The organism is Bacteroidales bacterium, from assembly GCA_029210725.1.
Classification (GTDB): domain Bacteria; phylum Bacteroidota; class Bacteroidia; order Bacteroidales.
Window position 1 is genome coordinate 31354 of record JARGFM010000025.1, and the last position, 19397, is coordinate 50750.

The 19397-nt window shown below is 50.3% G+C and carries 13 protein-coding genes; 7 read left to right on the forward strand and 6 right to left on the reverse strand.

Annotated elements, in window-relative coordinates:
* Positions 1–827 precede the first annotated feature (827 nt).
* Positions 828–1640, forward strand: a complete 813-nt coding sequence (locus P1P86_12965; GenBank protein ID MDF1576091.1) for an N-acetylmuramic acid 6-phosphate etherase — start codon at positions 828–830, stop codon at positions 1638–1640.
* Here P1P86_12965 and qmoC read toward each other — a convergent pair whose 3' ends face one another.
* The 6 genes from qmoC to P1P86_12995 form a co-directional block, all read right to left on the reverse strand.
* On the reverse strand, positions 1641–2741 hold the full coding sequence (qmoC, locus tag P1P86_12970; GenBank protein ID MDF1576092.1) for a quinone-interacting membrane-bound oxidoreductase complex subunit QmoC: 1101 nt from the start codon (positions 2739–2741) through the stop codon (positions 1641–1643).
* Between the two features lie 35 nt (positions 2742–2776).
* Complete coding sequence (locus P1P86_12975) at positions 2777–4891, reverse strand: FAD-dependent oxidoreductase (protein MDF1576093.1); 2115 nt, start codon at positions 4889–4891, stop codon at positions 2777–2779.
* Entirely contained in the window at positions 4891–6108 is a 1218-nt protein-coding gene (locus P1P86_12980; GenBank protein ID MDF1576094.1) for an FAD-dependent oxidoreductase, read from the reverse strand. Before P1P86_12980 ends, P1P86_12975 begins: the two co-directional genes overlap by 1 nt.
* A gap of 14 nt (positions 6109–6122) precedes the next feature.
* A complete protein-coding gene (gene aprA / locus P1P86_12985) occupies positions 6123–8000 on the reverse strand; it encodes an adenylyl-sulfate reductase subunit alpha (protein ID MDF1576095.1) in 1878 nt (625 codons plus the stop codon).
* A 16-nt stretch (positions 8001–8016) separates the two neighbouring features.
* On the reverse strand, positions 8017–8430 hold the full coding sequence (aprB, locus tag P1P86_12990) for an adenylyl-sulfate reductase subunit beta (protein ID MDF1576096.1): 414 nt from the start codon (positions 8428–8430) through the stop codon (positions 8017–8019).
* 83 nt (positions 8431–8513) lie between these two features.
* Positions 8514–10286, reverse strand: coding sequence for a chloride channel protein (locus P1P86_12995; protein MDF1576097.1), 1773 nt, complete (start codon positions 10284–10286; stop codon positions 8514–8516).
* A 127-nt stretch (positions 10287–10413) separates the two neighbouring features.
* On the opposite strand from P1P86_12995, the gene P1P86_13000 reads away from it, so the two are divergent.
* The 6 genes from P1P86_13000 (at position 10414) to P1P86_13025 (ending at position 19170) form a co-directional block, all read left to right on the forward strand.
* Positions 10414–11925 (forward strand): gliding motility-associated C-terminal domain-containing protein, encoded by a 1512-nt coding sequence (locus tag P1P86_13000; GenBank protein ID MDF1576098.1) that lies wholly within the window; start codon positions 10414–10416, stop codon positions 11923–11925.
* A gap of 84 nt (positions 11926–12009) precedes the next feature.
* Complete coding sequence (locus P1P86_13005) at positions 12010–14229, forward strand: RelA/SpoT family protein (protein MDF1576099.1); 2220 nt, start codon at positions 12010–12012, stop codon at positions 14227–14229.
* Positions 14230–14299: 70 nt separating this feature from the next.
* Positions 14300–14755: a transcriptional repressor gene (locus P1P86_13010; GenBank protein ID MDF1576100.1), complete on the forward strand. Its 456-nt coding sequence runs from the start codon at positions 14300–14302 to the stop codon at positions 14753–14755.
* A gap of 79 nt (positions 14756–14834) precedes the next feature.
* A complete protein-coding gene (locus P1P86_13015; GenBank protein MDF1576101.1) occupies positions 14835–16091 on the forward strand; it encodes an adenylosuccinate synthase in 1257 nt (418 codons plus the stop codon).
* Between the two features lie 48 nt (positions 16092–16139).
* Entirely contained in the window at positions 16140–18050 is a 1911-nt protein-coding gene (locus tag P1P86_13020) for an AMP-binding protein (GenBank protein MDF1576102.1), read from the forward strand.
* Positions 18043–19170, forward strand: a complete 1128-nt coding sequence (locus P1P86_13025) for an aminotransferase class I/II-fold pyridoxal phosphate-dependent enzyme (protein ID MDF1576103.1) — start codon at positions 18043–18045, stop codon at positions 19168–19170. The genes P1P86_13020 and P1P86_13025 overlap by 8 nt, the downstream gene beginning before the upstream one ends.
* Positions 19171–19397: the final 227 nt, after the last annotated feature.

A 19397-nucleotide genomic window follows, 5' to 3' on the forward strand; every position in this document is an offset into this window, starting at 1 on the left:
GTTCCACCAAGACCGACTGGAGATTGATTAAGGGAGAGGAGATCCGCAGCATGTCGACCAGGGGCATCAATCCCTACCACTCGAGCAGGAAGGAAATTGAAGAGGAGCTTGATAAACTCGATTTTCAGGGTAATGAGCCTAACATCCATGAGATCTATTTCTATGGATCGGGAGTCGCCAATGAAGCGATGAAAGATATTATACACAGCTCTCTTCAAAAGCGCATTGGGGTACACCCCTACATCCAGGTACAGGATGACCTGCTTGGGGTGGCACGCGCACTTTTCCAGGACAGAAGCGGCATTGCCTGCATCCTGGGAACGGGATCCAACTCAGGCCTGTATAAGGATGGAAAGATCTCGGATAAGGTTCCGGCCATGGGCTACTCCCTGGGTGATGAGGGGGGAGGTGCCGATATCGGAAAACGGCTGGTAAATGCCCTGCATAAGAGAAACCTGAGCGATGATCTGAGGGAGGCCATTATCAGGGAGGAGGGACTCTCCATAGACCAGATCCTTGAAAATGTCTATAACAAGCCGCATGCGAACAGATACCTGGCATCCTTAAGTGAAATCGCTGCAAAGTATATGGAGCACGGGGAGATCAGGAAGATTGTCTATGCGGCTTTTGAAGATTTTATCGAAAAGAATATTTCCAAGTACAGCGAATTCGAGGATCTGGAAATTGGTTTTGCAGGATCTGTAGCCTTCTACTTTAAGGAGATCCTGACCGAGGTGATGGGTAAGCATCATCTGAAAATCAGCCAGGTGATCCCCTCACCCATCGAAGGCCTGGTATCCTACCATAAAGAGGTCCATACCTCAGAGATGAATGGAACGGTCTCTATCACCGAATCTGCCTCCCGGTACGATAACCTGGACCAGATGAGCGTCCGGGAGTTGCTGGAGAATATCAATCAGGAGGACAGCACGGTACACAAGGCGGTACATACCATCATCCCCAAAATAGAGAAGCTGGTGGAAGGTATAATACCCAGAATCATGAAAGGAGGCCGTCTTTTCTATGTCGGGGCCGGGACCAGCGGGCGACTGGGTATTGTCGATGCGTCTGAAATCCCGCCCACTTTTGGTGTTCCCTATGATATAGTAATCGGTATTATTGCTGGTGGCGACAAAGCCATCCGTAAGGCCGTAGAATCGGCCGAGGATGACTTTCATGGGGCCTGGCGCGATCTGGCTAAATTCAAACCTGGCAAAAATGATGTGGTGATCGGGATCGCTGCTTCCGGCAGAACTCCCTATGTCATAGGGGCCGTTCAGGATGCCGGGAAACACGGCTTGCTTACCGCCTGTATTACCAACAATCCCAACACCAAACTGGCTGCTGCTGTGGATTTTCCACTGGTAGCCCTGGTGGGACCGGAATTTGTTACAGGCAGCACCCGGATGAAATCCGGAACTTCACAAAAATTGATCCTGAACATGATCACCACCTCCACCATGATCAAACTGGGCCGGGTGAAGGGCAATAAAATGGTGGATATGCAGCTCACCAATGCCAAACTGGTCGAACGGGGTTCGAGAATGATCAGTGAGGAGCTGGGCCTCGATATGGATGAGTCGAAAAGGCTCCTGCTGCTGCACGGATCGGTAAGGAAGGTGCTGGACAGTTTCAAATGACTATTTTCTTCCGATGGAGCGTGCGTACAGCAGGGCTGTAATGCGATAGAAGATATGCCCCAGCTTGGTAAAAGGCAGGTACATAATCACAAACCATACGGCCACCAGGTGAAAAAAATAGAGGTGGTAAGCACAGTTCCAGTTGCCAAAACGGGCGGCTTCCACCAAAGTCCCGGACAGGGTCAGAAGACCGATGGCCACCAGCAGGAGCCAATCGGAATAGCTGCTCTTCCCAAATACTTTCTTATTAAAAAGCCTCTGCCCGACCATAAGGCCCAATCCAGTATAAATCATCAGCGAGGCCAGATTCCCCATGATTTTAAAGGGATTTCTGATGGGAAGGGGGTAATTATGACTAATAGTGGCATAGATAGCGTAGATGGTGACCAGGATCAACAGGCTGAATCCGAAAAAGAGCAGCATATGGGCCAGCTTCCCGGATTTCCTCGACTGGCAGGCAGAGAAAGAGACATGGGAGAAAATCTCCCCCAGCACTTTAAAAACAGGAAGTTTCTTCATCCCGGATTCACCCGGAGGAGTCTGCCGTTTCATGTCTTTCCAGAACCTTCCGATACCAAGGGATGCCAGCAGATAAAAGAAGAAGGTCAGGGCAGAAAAACTTATATTCAGCAGGCCGTGTGGAAAAAAAGCTGAGTAATCGACCGCTCCTTCGGGTATCCTGAAAGTACCTCCCAGGACAAGAATTGCAGTAATCACAAACACGGGAACAGCAATGGCCAGAGGAAGCCAACGGGGTTCGCTTACCAGTCTGCCCAGGAAAGAAGGACGGGCATAGTGCAGGTAGGTCTTCTGACGAATGGCGGAAATCACGTCGGCGGGTTTTACACCCCGGGGGCAATAAGAGCTGCAATCGCCACACTGATAGCAGAGCCATATGTCCACGTTCCCGATCAGTTTTTCTTTCAGACCCCAGCCGGACCAGATCATCTCTTTTCGGGGAAAGGGGCGTTCCGCGGGTGCCAGTGAACAGACTGCCGAGCAGTTCCCGCATTGCATGCACTGATTCAGCCGGGATCCGCTCAGGCGGCTCAACTCCCTTTTAAACAGCAGGTCCGGTTGTATGGTAATAGTCTCTTTCATGTCCGCTCTAAGCTGGCATAGTTCTGTATCTAACCTTACATACTTTTAAATGGGTTGGGGCCGATCAGCTCCATCTCTTCCACATAATCGTTTATGATCTCACGTATCTCGTGGTGCCCGGTGATCTCCACGAATTCAGTCCGGATCCGTTCGGGTTCAAGCATCATGGTCTCCAGGGTCTCCTGCAGATTCGCAGCGCGCTGTTCGGTCAGTTCACTGCCATGAATAAAGTGACATTGGTAATCATCACCTGGCTTGCAACCTATCTGCAGGATACCATCGTATCCGTGGGAGAGTGCATCGGAGATCCAGACCTTGTTGATGGAACCCAGGCAGCGTACCGGGATAATCCTGACGAAGGGGCTGTAGCCAAGCCGGTGTATTCCTGCTTCATCCAGTGCCGGGTAGGCATCGTTTTCACAGACGAAAACCAGGATTCTGGGTTTTTCCTCAAACTCATCGGGTATATGCACAGCCTTGATCATGGCCGAAACACTATGGATATGGAAATCCGCAAAACCTATGACCCGCTCCGGACAGGAGCCCACACAGATGCCACACCTCCGGCAACGTGCCGGATTAGGCAGCGGAGTCCCTTTTTCGGTCTCATCATAACTACCGAAGGGACACTCCTCCGTGCAGCGCTTGCAATCGGTACAGCGCTCCATATACAGTTCCGGCCAGGTCATATCCCCGGATCGGGGATGGAGCGCTTCTCCCCGCTTTACACACTCGATACTCTGGATGGCCTTCATCATGGCACCTGCACCATCCTCCCCGCTCATTTCCATATCCATAGGTGCCCTGACCGTACCAGCCGCAAAGATACCGGTACGCCTGGTCTCATAAGGAAAACAGATAAAATGAGAGTCGGAAAAATCATATTCCAGTTCGGGAAGTCCCTTTCCCAGGCGGTACTGCAGCTGAAGATCCGTGGTCGTATTGGGAACCATCCCTGTAGCAAGTACCACCATGTCGCAGGTAATCCGGATGTGGTTTCCCAGCAGCGACTGGCTTACTGTAAGCTCCATCTCGTTTCCCAGGTCAGAGACCGTACCGACCACCCCTTTGGTCATAAAAATTGCATCATCGGCCTGTACCATTTTGTAAAACTCCTCCTGAAACCCCATGGTACGGATATCCCGGTATATGATATAGACCTCGGCACCAGGATTGAGTTCCCTGACATAGAGGGCCTGCTTCAGGGCAGCACTACAACAGTAGGAAGAACAGTATGAAAGATGCCCGGGGTCCCTCGATCCGGCACATAATATAAACAGAACCCGGTCAGGAAGCTCTTGCTCCTGCACAAATTGCTCAAATTCTTCCAGTGTTTTCACCCGTGGAGAGCCATAGCCCAGCGACACAAGTTTCTCTGTATTATATGGTTTCCAGCCCGTCGCAGTAACCACAGCACCAACCTGCACTTCCTCTGCCCCTTTATGATCCAGTGAAACGCGAAAATTTCCAGGTTCCCCGGAGATGGATTCTATCCTGGTGTCCAGGTAGATCTTCACTCCGGGATGCTGCTCAAGCGCTTCTATCTTCTGAGCTATATCGGGCTCTTTCAGCCTGGAAGCTTCTTCACGCTCCGGAAACATTTTAAAGATCCTTCCGGCATAACCACCCAGCCTCCGGGATCTTTCCACCAGGTGAACCCGGTAACCTGCTTTTGCCCCTTCCAGGGCCGCTGTGATTCCGGCAATGCCCCCACCCACCACCAGGATTTCCGGGGAGGTAGTTTCAGGAATATAGGGAGTATTTTCTTTCCTGGCTTCCAGCTTGGCCAGGATCATCCGTGTCTGATCCTCTGCGCACATCTGTGTATCCTCCTGCCCGGGCTCCATCACCCAGGCCACCTGCTCTCTCAGGTTAATCCGCTCCAGCTGAACCCCGTCCATATTAAATTCTGCACTTTTCACCCGGGGGGAGCAGGCCGCCACAGCCAGTCGGACGATCCCCATATCGAGAACCTTCCCCTTCAGCTCTGCCAATCCCGGTTCGGAACAGAGTGAAGGGTGTTTGATACAGGTAAGCCCCTGATATGCCTCTGTGGCCGCATCCAGAAGTTTATCCACATCCAGGCTCTCACCAATGCTGCAACCGGTGCATACGGCCAGAGCCATATTTTTCCTTTCATTCCCAGTCATTACTGCATCGCTTTTAGTGCCGCGGCCGTGGCATCTTTTACCGACGAAGAAACATCCATAGGCCGTTTACAACAGGCTGCGGGAATTATCCCGGAAGACTGTCCGGGCAGATAAAATCCATATTCGTTTATCTCTAATGCAGCTGAAACAGGAGCAGGTGTTAATCCCAAAGCCAGCACAACCATATCGAATGAATCCCGTCGCCTGGTACCAAGTGAAATATCTTCCAGTTCCAGAACGACTCCCCTCCCTCCTTCCGCAGGCAGAATCCGTCCCACCTTTCCCTTGGTAAGTATTATGCGCTCTTTTTCTTCCGCTTTCTTCAGCAGCTTTTCATTTCTGCCAGCAAGTCTAATATCGATATAAAAAATCTCCGCAGTCATCTCCGGATACTCCGCTTCCAGGCTTAAGGCATGTTTCAACGAGGCCGGGCAGCAGACAGTCGAGCAGTATGGCAGATGATTCATGTCCCGCGATCCTGCACACTGGATAAATGCAATGCGCGATGGCACCTTTCCATCCGATGGCCTGGTCAGCTTGCCATGCTCCCTGGTGCAGGTGGCCAGCATTCGTTCAAACTCCTGGTTGGTCACCACATCAGCCTCTTCCCGGTACCGGTAATTCTCCAGTTTTGCTGCATCGTAAAGGATCCATCCGGTGGCTACGATGATCTTCCCGACCTGGATCCCCACCTCTCCGGGCAAGGCATCCAGCTGGATGGCATCGTATTCACAAACTTCCAGACACTTCCCGCAATCCTCCCCTTTACAGACATCCGGATCGATGCTGTACTTCATGGGAAAGGCCAGGCCGTTGTTTATATAGGCAGCTTTTTCCCCTGCGGTCCGGCCAATCTTTGCAGGCCTTTCCTCCGGGCATACCCCGGCACACTTGCCACAGGAGGTGCAATTGTTATTGATTAACCGGGGCTTCAGACGGATGTTCACCATATACCGGCCATCCGCGCCACACAGATCCTTCAGGCTCGCACCGGTATAATAAGTGATACGAGGATTAGAACGGATTCGCCTGTAGTTGATCTCCAATCCACAGGCCGGCGGACAAAGCTTGGGAAAATAGTTATTAAAGCGGGATACGTTGCCGCCCAGATAGTTCTCCTTTTCAATCAGCACTACCTGCTTTCCGGCCTCCGCCAGCTCCACAGCAGCGGTGATTCCGCTTATTCCACCTCCTAAAACTAAGGTTGGATAGTCCAAAGTAAATGCTCTTTTTATAATATTTCGCGTTTGATCATCTCCCATTTGCCCGATTCAGGATCCCAGCGGCAATTGGCAAATGCTTCCCAGTCCTCTTTCATTCTTGGATAGTCCGTCCGGAAATAGTAGCCCGGCCAGCGGGTCTCTTCCCGGAAAAGCATGGTCCGGATATGAGATTCCGCCTGCCACATCCGGTGCACATTCTCCCAGCATCGCATAAGCTCATTCAGATCGGCGGCCGCCAGTTTCTCTGCATCTTCTTTCATAAACTGCAAATACTCCAGTCCCCTGGTCAGCAGCGCCCCGGAGGTCTTAAAGCCCACCGAAGCTCCCCCTGCATATTCGTCCATGATCTTTTGGAGACGGAACATAAACATCCTGGGTTTAATGTAGTTAGGGTTTACATCCTCATCATTGGTATAAGCATGGTGCTCCTGGAAGGTCTTCAAGGGTTGCAGAACCCTCTCTTTCATTGCGGCTGTTTGCTCCTCACTGATTTCGAATGCTTCGGGATGGTCCACGCAGAATGCTATAGCCGCTTTGCCGGCAATCCGGCCTTCGGTGAAGGATCCGGATGAGAACTTATGAGAGGATGCACCGGCCGCGTCACCGGCCGCAAACAATCCTTTCACGGAGGTCATATTATCATATCCCCAGTGGTGTTCCCCGGGAGCCAGATCTTTCGGACCACTTACCCAGGCCCCGGAGGCTCCTGAATGGGAGCTGATAAAGTAGGGCTCACAGGCTGATATTTCCGAAGGAGTCTCCTCAGGCATGATATTATGGGAAGCCCAGTTCAGAGCCTGGCTCACAGTCATATCCAGAAAATCTTCCCATGCTTCGGATTCCAGCTCCTTCATTTTTCTCCGGGACTCTTTCTCATCGGGTATCTCCGCTACAAGCTTCTGAATCGCTTCATCGGTACGCATATAAATGGGCCCGTTCCCTTCTTCCAGTTCCAGCAACATCAGATAATTCCGCAGATTTGCAGGCGTTGGTTTAGAGGTCCCGTAGGGGGCCCAGTTTTCAAGCTCCGACGACCGTTTTTCCATATAATCCTCTCCTTTGGCATTGGTGGCCCTGGATTTAAAAAGAAGGAACCAGGCTCCCACAGGTCCGTAGGAGTCCTTAAAGCGGACCGGGACAAAGCGAACTTCCTGGCAGGTCATCTCGGCCCCTGCTTTCAGTGTAAAGTAAGTGCTGGCCCCGCTGTTAAAGGGAGGATACCACGACCTTCCCAGTCCTTCCCCCACAGATCTGGGCCGGAATACATGAACCGCTCCCCCCATCACATCCAGGACCGCCTTGGCTTTGAATACATAGAAAACATTCTCCCTGACACTGAAGCCCACAGCTCCCACGCAGCGATCCTCATACATCACCGGTTCGGTGATAAAGACTCGCTCGTAATAGGCACCATCCTCACCAAGCTCCTTCAGGGCGCTTTTTGCTGCTTCGGAAACAATATTTTTGTAGGATTCCCCGTGGATCATGATCTGCCACCGGCCTTCATTCACGTAGTTGCCCTCTTCATCCTTCCAGATGGGCAGGCCCCACTTCTCAAACAGATGAACGGAAGAATCCACATGACGGGCAATATTGGCCACCAAATCCTTCCGGGCAATTCCCATCAGGTCGTTCTTCACATAACTCACATAATCGTCCACGGTATTGTTTCCCTTGCTCAAGCCCAGGTAAAGGTTGATGGCCGACAGCCCCATAGCCACAGCTCCGCTGCGTTCCATGGCCGCTTTGTCGACCAGGGTCACACGCTGTTTATTCTTTTTTGCCCAGTAAGATGCTTCATAAGCTGCCCCGCAGGCCGCCATGCCACCACCCAAAATCAACAGGTCGGTTTCCACCACAAGGGTCTTAAAATTATCTGCATTCATTGTTCAGAAATATTATTTAGAGGGAATCGGGTTCTGTTCTCAGCACCGGCGATTTCAGATCCTCTGTTCCGGTGGTAAATCCGGCATCGGGATCAATGGATCCCTCAGGCTTTGTCCGGATCGGGAATTTGAAACGTTTAACTACCTTGTTCCTGAAGCGGACCGCCCACATGATGGAGTCGGAGCTTCTTAAGGGCTGCACCACCCCTCCCAGGGGCATGAAATCGGCGTAACCCCTGATTTCAATGGCCTGGGTCGGACAGATCTTCACGCAGCTGTAGCATTCCCAGCACATATCCACAGCCCTGTTGAAGGCCTTGTTAGTCTCTCTATCCAGAACCATCAGATCGTTGGGACAGATGTACTGGCAGGCAGTACGATCCTGCGCCTTGCAGCCATCGCACTTTTCATTGATTACAAAACTCGGCATCGGTAGTTCGTTGTTGAATCACAAACATAATTAATTAATACTTTAGAATTATTTTAAAATCAGGGTGCCGGTCTGACCCGGCGTCAATCGTCCGAGAAGTGCTTCAGCATCTCCCGGTAGGAGGAGAAAACCCTGGCACGGGAGACAAATCCAAGATACTTTCCGTTTTGAAGGACAGGGAGATTGAACCGGCCACTTTCTGAGAACTGCCTGGCCACCTCCTCCATCTGGTCCGTACTTTCAATGACCCACTTGGGGGTATGCATCAAATCTCTGACCAGGGTATTGTCGTACATCTCCTGGTTGAACATGATGTGACGGATATCGTCCAGTTTGACGATTCCTTTCAAATAATTCTTTTCATCCACCACCGGGTAGATGTTCCGGCTGGACTTGGTGATGATTTGGACCAGGTCCCTCAGCGTTTCTTCTTCACGGACTGTCCTGAAGTTGGTCTCCAGGAGATCCGAGACCTTCATCATCAGCAGGATATTACGGTCCTTGTGATGGGTCATCAGCTCCCCCCGCTTGGCCAGCTGTATCGTATAGACTGAATTCTTTACAAAATACCGGGTGGTGCCCAAGGAGATAGTAGAGGCAAGCATCAGAGGGAAAAAGAGTTCGTAGCCCCCGGTGATCTCTGCAATCAGGAAAATAGCGGTCAGGGGCGCATGAACCACTCCGGCAATCATTCCGGCCATCCCCACAAGCACCATATTGCTCACCGAAACATCGATTCCAAACTGATTCAGTAAAAGTCCGAAAAGCATGCCTGTATTGGCTCCGATAAACAGTGTTGGCGCAAAAATGCCACCGATGCCGCCGGCAGAGAATGTAACGGTGGTAGCCACCACTTTCAAAGCGATTATTAATAACATGTATACCGTCAGCAGGGCAAAGCTGTGCTGCCAGCCCTCAAAAAAACTGTTTTCAAAAAGAATGAAAAATTCTCCCCGGAGCTCCTGATTCACCACCTCGTAGCCCTCTCCGTACAGGGGAGGGAAAAACAGGATAATGATCCCCAGAATCCCACCTCCCAGCAGCAAGCGTTTCCAGGGGCTCACAATTTTCTCAAAGAACCCGGATATTCTTATATAACTCTTTGTAAAATAGACGGAAAGCAGACCTGTGAGGATCCCCAGCAAAAGGTAAAAATGGATCTCTCCTATATGAAAGGGTTCGGTGAGCTTAAAAGAATACAGCACATTCTGGCCCAGAAAAAGGTAAGAAGTCACCGCAGCTGAGGCAGAAGCGATCAACAAGGGAATGATGGCCCACATGGTGAGGTCGAGCATAATCACCTCCAGGGCAAAAACGATCCCGGCAATTGGAGCCTTGAATATGGCAGAGAGGGCACCGGCAGAAGCACAGGAAATCAGCAAGGCAACCTCTTTATAGCCCAGTTTAAAGGCCCTGCCTATATTAGAACCCACGGCACCCCCCGTAGCCACTGTTGGCCCTTCCAGTCCCACCGATCCGCCAAAACCCACGGTCAGTGCACTGGTTATGATGCTGGAGTAGAGGTTGTGCGAGCGGATGATTCCGTTGTTCTTTGAGATGGCGAATAGCACACCAGGTATCCCGTGTCCCACCGGACGCTTGTTGATATACTTTATAAACAGGAGGGTCAGGGTTATCCCGACAATGGGAATAATAAAGACATAATACCTGTTGTAATCACCCTGGAAACCGTTCTGCAATGCTTCGTGGATGAAGTGAACCAGGTTTTTGATAATCACTGCGGCAAGACCCACAGCCAGGCCCACAACAGCGGAAAGAATGTAAAGGAATCTATGACCAGATAAATACCTGATCCTAAATCTGTTGACCCTCTGAAAAAAGCTGTTTTCGGCCATAGATTGACAAAATTAACATTTTACCCTGCAGAACAATGGGGAATGCTCAATTTAGAACTATTATCTTTGTTTACGGGTATCACGAAACATTGAACAAGGGTATTACGTTATTGTAAAGATGAAGGGATTGAAACCATATCCGGCCCAACTGGTTCAGGCACTATTCCTTGTACTCTTCTTCATTTTTCCTGTCCGGTCCGGGGCTCAGATCCTGCCCGATATTCCGGATCTGATCGTGGTAAGCGTTGACCACGCCGACAATGGAGTTCTTATTAAATGGGAGCCCAGTGCCGACACCGGTATCCAGTTCTATCAACTGTGGAGGAGGAATCCCGACAGAACATTCTCCCAGCTCCTGGAATTCTCTTCCAATATCCTTGAATTCAAACACATGAACAGTGGCTTGAGCAATCTCGCCTATGCGGTGACTGCCGAAACAAGCGATGGCAGAAGGAGTATTTTTAGCGATAATGTGCACCAGGCTGTAAACCTGTATATTAAGTTTGATTTATGTACACATACCAACACACTGACATGGACCAGCTATGAGGGCTGGGAAGGAGAGATTGCCGGATACAACATATACGGCGCCATTTCGGGGGAAGCCTTCCAGTTGCTCGATGCTGTCCAGGCGAGCACCAATACTTTCGAACATACCCAGGTGACCGGGAATGCTTCCTACACCTACTACATTGAGACGATCAATGCCCTCAGTCAGGATACCTCCCTCTCGGCTCTGGAAACAGTGGCAACACTCCTCCCCCAGGCCCCTTCCTCGCTGACGGTCGATCATGTGACTGTGGTGGATGAAGCCACTGTGGAGCTTCAGTTTACAGCAGATATCAGCGGACCGGTAAAAAGTTTCAGGGTTTTAAGGCGAAGCAATCCGAACACCCCGTATATGGAGGTGGAAACCCTCTGGAACATCAGTGAATCCAAACAAGTTATTCTGGATGAAGTTCCGACTTCAAACATGAGTTACCAGTACATCCTGCAGTCTGTCTTTCTGCCGGAATCATGTACCACCCCTCTGGTGCTTTCAGAATCCAATACCGGGAATAGTATATTACTGCTTAATGAGATCCACAACCAGATGCTTACCCTTAGCTGGACCCCTTATGAAAGCTATGAGCCGGGGCTCGCAGCCTATATGATACAGCGGAGAAACGGCAACGGGGATTTTGTTGATGTTGCAACAACCGGGCCACTCAGCACTCAGTGGCAGGAACCGGTAGAGTCGCTTCTGAACGGATTTCAGCCCGGCGAGGTGCAATACCGGGTTATCGCACTGAGTAATCCCGATGGATGGGGAGTGGAAGAGGCCAGTTATTCCAATATTACAGTGGCTACTGTGGAGACCCATATGCAGGTGCCCACGGCCTTTACCCCCGGCAGTAATGATATGAATTTTGAATTTAAGCCACAGATGGACTTTGCCCCGCGGGAGTATCTGATGATGATCATGGACCGAGGTGGCCGCAAGATGTTTGAAACGACCGACCCGGGCGATGGGTGGGACGGCCGGTTCCAGGGTGGCGAATTTGTGAATGAAGCCGTTTACGTCTACTATATTCAGTATACCGATTATACCGGATTGTTCAGGACACTCACCGGGAACGTGACCGTGTTATATCCCTGATACCAAAAAAAAATCCACTTAATCATACTCTTTCTCTTAAATCACTAATTTTGCGGGGGAGGTCCATCCGGACGAAAGACACATATGGAAGAACAGGTACTCATAGAAGAACAAAAGATTAATAAGCTCCTTGAAGAGTTAATTCAAAACTGTTCCAACTGCAAGTCGGCCAAAGATGAAAAATTGATCCGGAAGGCATTCAAGATGGCCAATGAGGCACATAAGGGCACACGGAGAAAGTCGGGTGAGCCTTTTATCATACACCCCCTGCAGGTAGCCCTTATTGTGAGCCAGGAGATAGGGCTGGGAGTCACCAGTACCGTATGTGCCATCCTGCATGATGTGGTGGAAGATACCGATCTGACCATGGAGGACATCGAGAATGCCTTTGGGAAGAAGATTGCATCCATCGTTGACGGTCTCACTAAGATTTCCGGAGTCTTTGACAAGGAATCCAACTCGCTTCAGGCTGAAAATTTCCGGAAAATGCTGCTCACTCTCTCCGATGATGTGAGGGTCATCTTTATTAAACTGGCAGACCGTTTGCACAATATGCGCACCCTCGGCTCTCTCCCCCGGAATAAGCAGATCAAAATTGCCGGTGAGACGATCTACCTGTATGCTCCACTGGCCCACAGGCTGGGCCTTCACATGCTAAAAACAGAACTGGAAGATCTCAGTCTGAAGTACAGGTACCCGGAAGTATACAACGAAGTATCCGAAAAAATAAAACTGACCGAAGAGCGCCGGCTGCACATGATCAACCACTTCTCCCTTCCCATCATTGATGCACTGGATAAGAACCACTTTACTTTCGATATTTCGGGAAGGCCCAAATCGATCTATTCGATCTGGCAGAAGATGCACCAGAAAAATGTCTCCTTCGAAGAGATTTACGACCTCTTCGCCATCCGTATCGTCTTCGAGCCTAAACCAGACGTTCCGGAGAAGACCCAATGCTGGAATATCTACTCCATCATCACGGATATCTATGCACCCAAGCCGGAACGGATCCGGGACTGGGTATCGACGCCCAAGGCTAATGGATATGAGGCATTGCATACTACGGTCATGGGGTCTAACGGGAAATGGATGGAGGTGCAGATCCGTTCCAGGCGAATGAATGAGATTGCCGAAAGGGGATTTGCAGCTCACTGGAAATACAAGGACAAGAGCTCCCCGGAATCGGAACTGGATAAATGGATCAAGCGAATCAGGGAGACCCTGGAGACCCCGTCTGCAGATGCGCTGGAGTTTCTGGACGATTTTAAACTGAACCTCTTCTCGTCGGAGATCATGGTCTTTACCCCCAAAGGCCACATCATCACTCTCCCGAAAGATGCCACAGCCCTGGATTTTGCCTACGAGATCCACACGGAAATCGGAAATAAAGCCATTGGAGCCAAAGTCAACCACCGGCTGGTCCCGCTCAGCCACATTCTGAGCAGTGGCGACCAGGTGGAGATTCTCTCCTCCGATGTACAGAAGCCTACCATGGAGTGGAATCAGTTTGTTACCACGGTCAAAGCCAAAAGCTCCATAAAAAATGCTCTGAAAGCGGAGACCAAAAACCGCACAGAGGTGGGGAAACAGATTCTGATCGACAAGCTGAAAGAACTCAATCTGACCCCCAGTTCAAGAATCCTGAAGAAGCTGGTGCCAGCCTATGACTCCACACACAAGGACGAACTTTACTCAAAAATAGGAAGCGGAATCATCACCCTGGACGATCTGAAGGAGATACTCAGCAAGAACACCAAAAATAAATGGGTGAGAGTATGGGACCTGTCGGTGGGCCGGTCTCAGAAAAAAACAGAGAACAAAGAGAAATATGATTCCAGGGGGACCCTGATCCTGCGTGAAAGTGTTGGGAATGAAGAGAGTTCCTATTATCTGGCCAAATGCTGCAGCCCCATTCCAGGCGATGAGGTAGTTGCAGTGCGTCAGGATGATGGCACCGTACTGGTTCACCGGACCGACTGCAATACAGCGGTGAAGATTATGTCGAGCCAGGGAGACAAACTGGTGGCAGCCAAGTGGACCCAGCACAAGGTACTCTCCTACCTGGCCAGGATCCAGATAAATGGCTGGGATCGTTTTGGTGTTTATAATTCCATCACAAACACCATCACCAAAGAACTAAACATCAGCATGCGAACCATAAACCTGCATGGGCACGATGGGATTTTCAATGGCACCATTGACCTTTATGTACACAACACTAAAGACCTTAATAACTTGATTTTAAACCTTATAAAGCTTCGTGGAGTGGAATCGGTGCACCGGGTTGATGTGAATGAGTAAAATTCTCCCTTTATCTGTTCTAAATTAAAATTATTATTATCTTGCGATGTAATTTATACTTAGACTAAGTATGGTGCAAGAGGAGACCAAAGAGACTGTCAAACAAATCTTCACAGATTACCTGGAAAGAAAAGGGCACCGAAAAACGCCCGAACGCTATGCCATTCTGGATGAGATATACTCCCGGGACGGTCACTTTGATATAGAGTCGCTCTATATCTTTATGAAGAACAAAAACTACCGGGTTAGCAGGGCCACATTATACAACACCATTGAATTACTGTTGGATTGCAGCCTGGTAGTGAAGCACCAGTTTGGTAAAAATATTGCCCAGTTCGAGAAGGCATACCGTTGCATGCAACACGATCACCTGATCGACATGGACTCGGGAAATGTGATTGAGTTTTGCGACCCCAGGATCGAAGAGATTATCAAGACGGCATGCGAACTCAATAACTTTACACCCAGTCACCATTCGATTTATATCTACGGAAGGAGCAAGTTTGGCCAGGACGGGAACAAATAGGTACTGGTTTTTTTCTTAATTTTATCCGTGTTTAATACCGGCAACCCGGCAATTTTGTGCTAAAGAAATCTCGGAATTTATGAAAATTGATGTTCTCTTAGGTCTCCAGTGGGGAGATGAAGGAAAAGGTAAAATAGTGGATGTATTAACCCCCCGCTACGATGTAATCACCCGGTTTCAGGGCGGCCCGAATGCAGGACACACTCTGGAATTTAACAACATCAAGCATATCCTTCACAACATTCCGTCCGGGATTTTCAGGGAAGATAAGCTGAATATTATTGCCAATGGAGTGGTACTGGATCCCATTGTTTTCAGGCGCGAAATCGAATCGCTGGAAAACATGGGGGTAGATCTGACCAAAAACCTCTGGATCTCAAAAAAGGCTCACCTGATTCTGCCCACCCACAGAATCCTGGATGCGGCATCCGAAGCTGCCAAAGGCACGTCCAAAATTGGATCCACCCTGAAGGGAATCGGACCAACCTACATGGATAAAACCGGACGTAACGGCTTAAGGGTAGGCGATATTGAGCTCAACTTCAGGCAAAAATATGAAGCACTTAAAGCCAAGCATATGCAATTGCTGAAGCTTTACGATTATGAATACAGCCTGGACGATGAGGAAAAGTTTTTCGAAGCTATTGAAGTCATCCGGAAATTCAAACGGGTCGACACGGAATATGAGATTTTTCGCTTCATGGAACAGGAGAAGAGTATCCTGGCCGAAGGTGCACAGGGAACCCTCCTTGATATTGATTTCGGATCCTATCCCTTTGTGACATCCTCCAATACCATTTGTGCAGGCGCCTGTACCGGCATGGGTGTAGCCCCTTCTGCCATTGGAGAGGTTTATGGGATATTCAAGGCTTATTGCACACGGGTGGGCAGCGGACCTTTTCCCTCCGAACTGTTGGATGAGGAGGGTGAAAGGCTGAGGGACCTTGGAAAGGAGTTTGGATCTACCACCGGGCGGCCGCGCAGATGCGGATGGCTTGACCTGGTAGCACTTAAGTATTCCCTGATGCTCAACGGAGTCACCCAGCTGATTATGACCAAAACCGATGTACTGGACACCTTTGATGTGATTAAAGTAGCCACGGCCTATTCGGTTAATGGTGAACTGACAGACCAGATGCCCTTTGATCTGAATGCCGAAGTCCTGCCTGTATACACAGAGATGACCGGATGGAATACCGACCTTACGGGAGTACGTTCCAAGGAACAGTTTCCCGGAGAGCTGAAGGAGTACATTGCCTTCCTGGAAAAGGAACTGAAGGTACCTGTGAAATATGTATCCGTAGGCCCCGACCGGGAGCAGATTATCGAGTTATAGTAACTATCTTCATATCTTTCCTTGTTCATACATTTCAATGATCTGCTTATGAAATCACTCGTTCAGTTTTTTGAAGAAAACGTTGATAAATATACCGATAGCCCTTATATGTGGGAGAAACACGATGGAGCTTACCGGTCTACTTCCTATGGCCAGATGCGGGAACAGGTTTACCAGTTCGCTGCCGGCTTGATGAGCCTGGGGATCGAAAAGGGAGACCGCATAACCCTGCTTGCTGAGGGACGCACCTGGTGGGTGGTGGCCGAGATGGGCATGTTCTATCTGGGCGCCATCAATGTGCCCATTTCCATTCAGCTGAATGAACCCGCAGACCTGAAGTTCCGGATCAAACATTCCGAATCCAGAATGGTGGTGGTTTCCGCCAGCCAGGCCAGGAAAATAGAGACCATTAAAAAAGAGCTGCCACTCCTGGAGAAGATCATTCTGATGGACCCCAAAGAGGAGTACGGGAAGGATGAACTTTATATGGGGGACATCATGGAACAGGGAAGGAAACTCCTTGAAAAAGATCCGGAATCCTTTAAGAAAGTGTATGGATCCGTGAGCGGAGATGATGTGGCCAATATCTGCTACACTTCGGGCACCACCGCCGATCCAAAGGGAATTATGCTGAGTCATAATAACTATGCCTCCAATACCGGGCAGGCGCTGACTGTTATCAGCATTCCGTCGGATTACCGGCTCTTTCTTTTCCTGCCCTGGGATCATAGTTTCACACATACCGCAGGCATCTTCACAGTCATGGCCGTAGGAGCCAGCATGTATGCCCTGGAAATGGGTAAGAATGCCATCGAGACCACCAGGAACATTGGAAAGAATATTAAAGAGATCAAACCGGACCTGATGTTCTCCGTACCCACCATTGCCAAGAACTTTCGCAACAACATTGAAAGCGGTGTGAGGGCCAAGGGGGATTTCACCTGGAAACTGTTCCAGACCGGGATGAAAATTGCCTACAGGTACAATGGCATTGCCTGGGACAAGGGGCGGGGCATGAAAGTTTTGCTCAAGCCCCTCTACGCCCTCTTCGATGCCGTGGTCTTCAAAAAAGTCAGGGTAGGACTGGGTGGAAACATGAAATTCTTTGTTGGAGGAGGCGCACTGCTTGACATTGAACTACAGCGCTTCTATTACGCCCTGGGGATCCCCATGTACCAGGGTTACGGGCTTACCGAAGCCAGTCCCATTATTAGTGCCAACAGCGTGGATGCTTACAAAATGGGCTCATCGGGAAAGATCCCGGAAAGCATGGAGGTGAAGATTTGTAATGACGAAGGGCTTGAGCTTCCTCCGGGGGAAAAGGGAGAGATCGTGGTCAGAGGCGAAAATGTAATGAAAGGTTACTGGAAAAACGAAGAAGCCACCGCGGAAACCATCAGGGACGGCTGGCTCTTTACCGGCGATATGGGCTACCTGGATCCGGATGGCTTTCTCTATGTTCTGGGCCGCTACAAGAGCCTTCTTATTGCCGATGACGGGGAAAAATTCAGTCCCGAGGGAATCGAGGAATCCTTTACGGACCAGTCTGAATATATCAGCCAGGCACTGCTGCACAACAATCAGAACCCTTATACCACCGCGCTGGTGCATCCCGGCAAAGATGCCCTGCTCAGGTTCCTGAAAGGGAAAGGGCTCTCAGCTGATTCAGAGGAGGGCATTGAAGCCTGCCTCACCTTGTTGGACAAGGAGATCAGGGAGTACCGGAAAAACGGGAAATACGGGGATCTGTTTCCCCAGCGCTGGATTCCGGCCAATATCGGGATCCTGGAGGAAGGATTTACCATTGAAAACAAATTAATGAATCCCACCTACAAGGTGATACGACCCAGGGTGGAGGAGCATTATAAGGAGCTGTTTGAGTACCTCTACACGGCTGAATCCAAGAAAGTGATTAATCCGCGTAATGTGGCGGCCATGAAAAAACTGCTCCGTGGATAGATTCCCAACCAGGTGCGTTCATGCAGGCACCATAGCCGATGGGGTCCATATGGGAATCAACTCCCCCATTTATACCTCCACCTCATTCGGATATATCGATCAGCCGGATACCATTTATCCCCGTTATCTGAACACCCCCAATGAGAAGGCAGTGGCCGAAAAGATTGCCTCGCTCGAAAACACGGATAGTGCACTGGTTTTCAGTTCCGGAATGGCGGCCATCTCCGCTGTGCTCTTCTCCTTCCTGGGAAAGGGTGATCATGCAGTCTTCCAGAAAGGTCTTTACGGAGGCACTACCCATTTTCTGGAAAGGGAATTTGAACGCTTTGGCATTGAATGTACCATAGCGTCCAGTCAATTGGCCGTCGACCTGGAGTCCTGCATCCGGGAAAATACCAGGCTGGTTTATATCGAAACCCCCTCCAATCCGCTGCTCCGTATCACAGATATTTTAGCCGTGGCCCGGATGGCAAAAAAACGGGGCCTGATATCGGTCATTGATAACACCTTTGCTTCGCCGGTGAACCAGCAGCCTGCCGGATTGGGCATTGATCTGGTGGTTCACAGTGCCACCAAGTACATGGGCGGACACAGCGATATCCAGGCCGGGGCCGTGGCAGGAAGGGAAGATCTCATGAAGCAGGTCCATCAAACCGGCTTAAATTTTGGCGGATCTCTGAATGCCATAACCCTGTACCTGCTGGAACGCAGCCTGAAAACCATGTACCTGCGCGTGGAACGGATCAATGAAAATGCGATGAAACTGGCCCATTTCCTGGAAGCCCACCAGGCCGTCAGTCAGGTGAACTATCCGGGCCTCAGCGGGCATCCGGGGCATGAAATTGCTGCCAGGCAGATGACGGGTTTTGGCGGAATGCTCTCCTTCGAAGTCAGTGGTAAGGATGGAACAGGCTATCAGAAGAGGCTGAAACTGATCAAACCCTCCATAAGTCTCGGCGGACTGGAGTCCATCTGCAGTTCCCCGGCCCACACCTCACACAGGCACCTGGGGCCTGAAGGGCGAAAAGAAGAGGGAATCTCTGAAGAGCTGATCAGGTTGTCGGTGGGCATTGAAGATGTGGAGGATCTGAAGGCCGACCTGGAGCAGGCATTGAAATAGACCGGCACCTGTTTTCTTCATCGGGACACCCCGGGCGGCTTTTAGCGGGATTCAGCCCGGGATCCTGACCTGGGTTCTGCCCATGATCCTGACCTGGGTTCTGCCCATGATCCTGACCTGGGTTCTGCCCGGGATCCTGACCTGGGTTCTGCCCGGGATCCTGACCTGGGTTCTGCCCATGATCCTGACCTGGGTTCTGCCCATGATCCTGACCTGGGTTCTGCCCG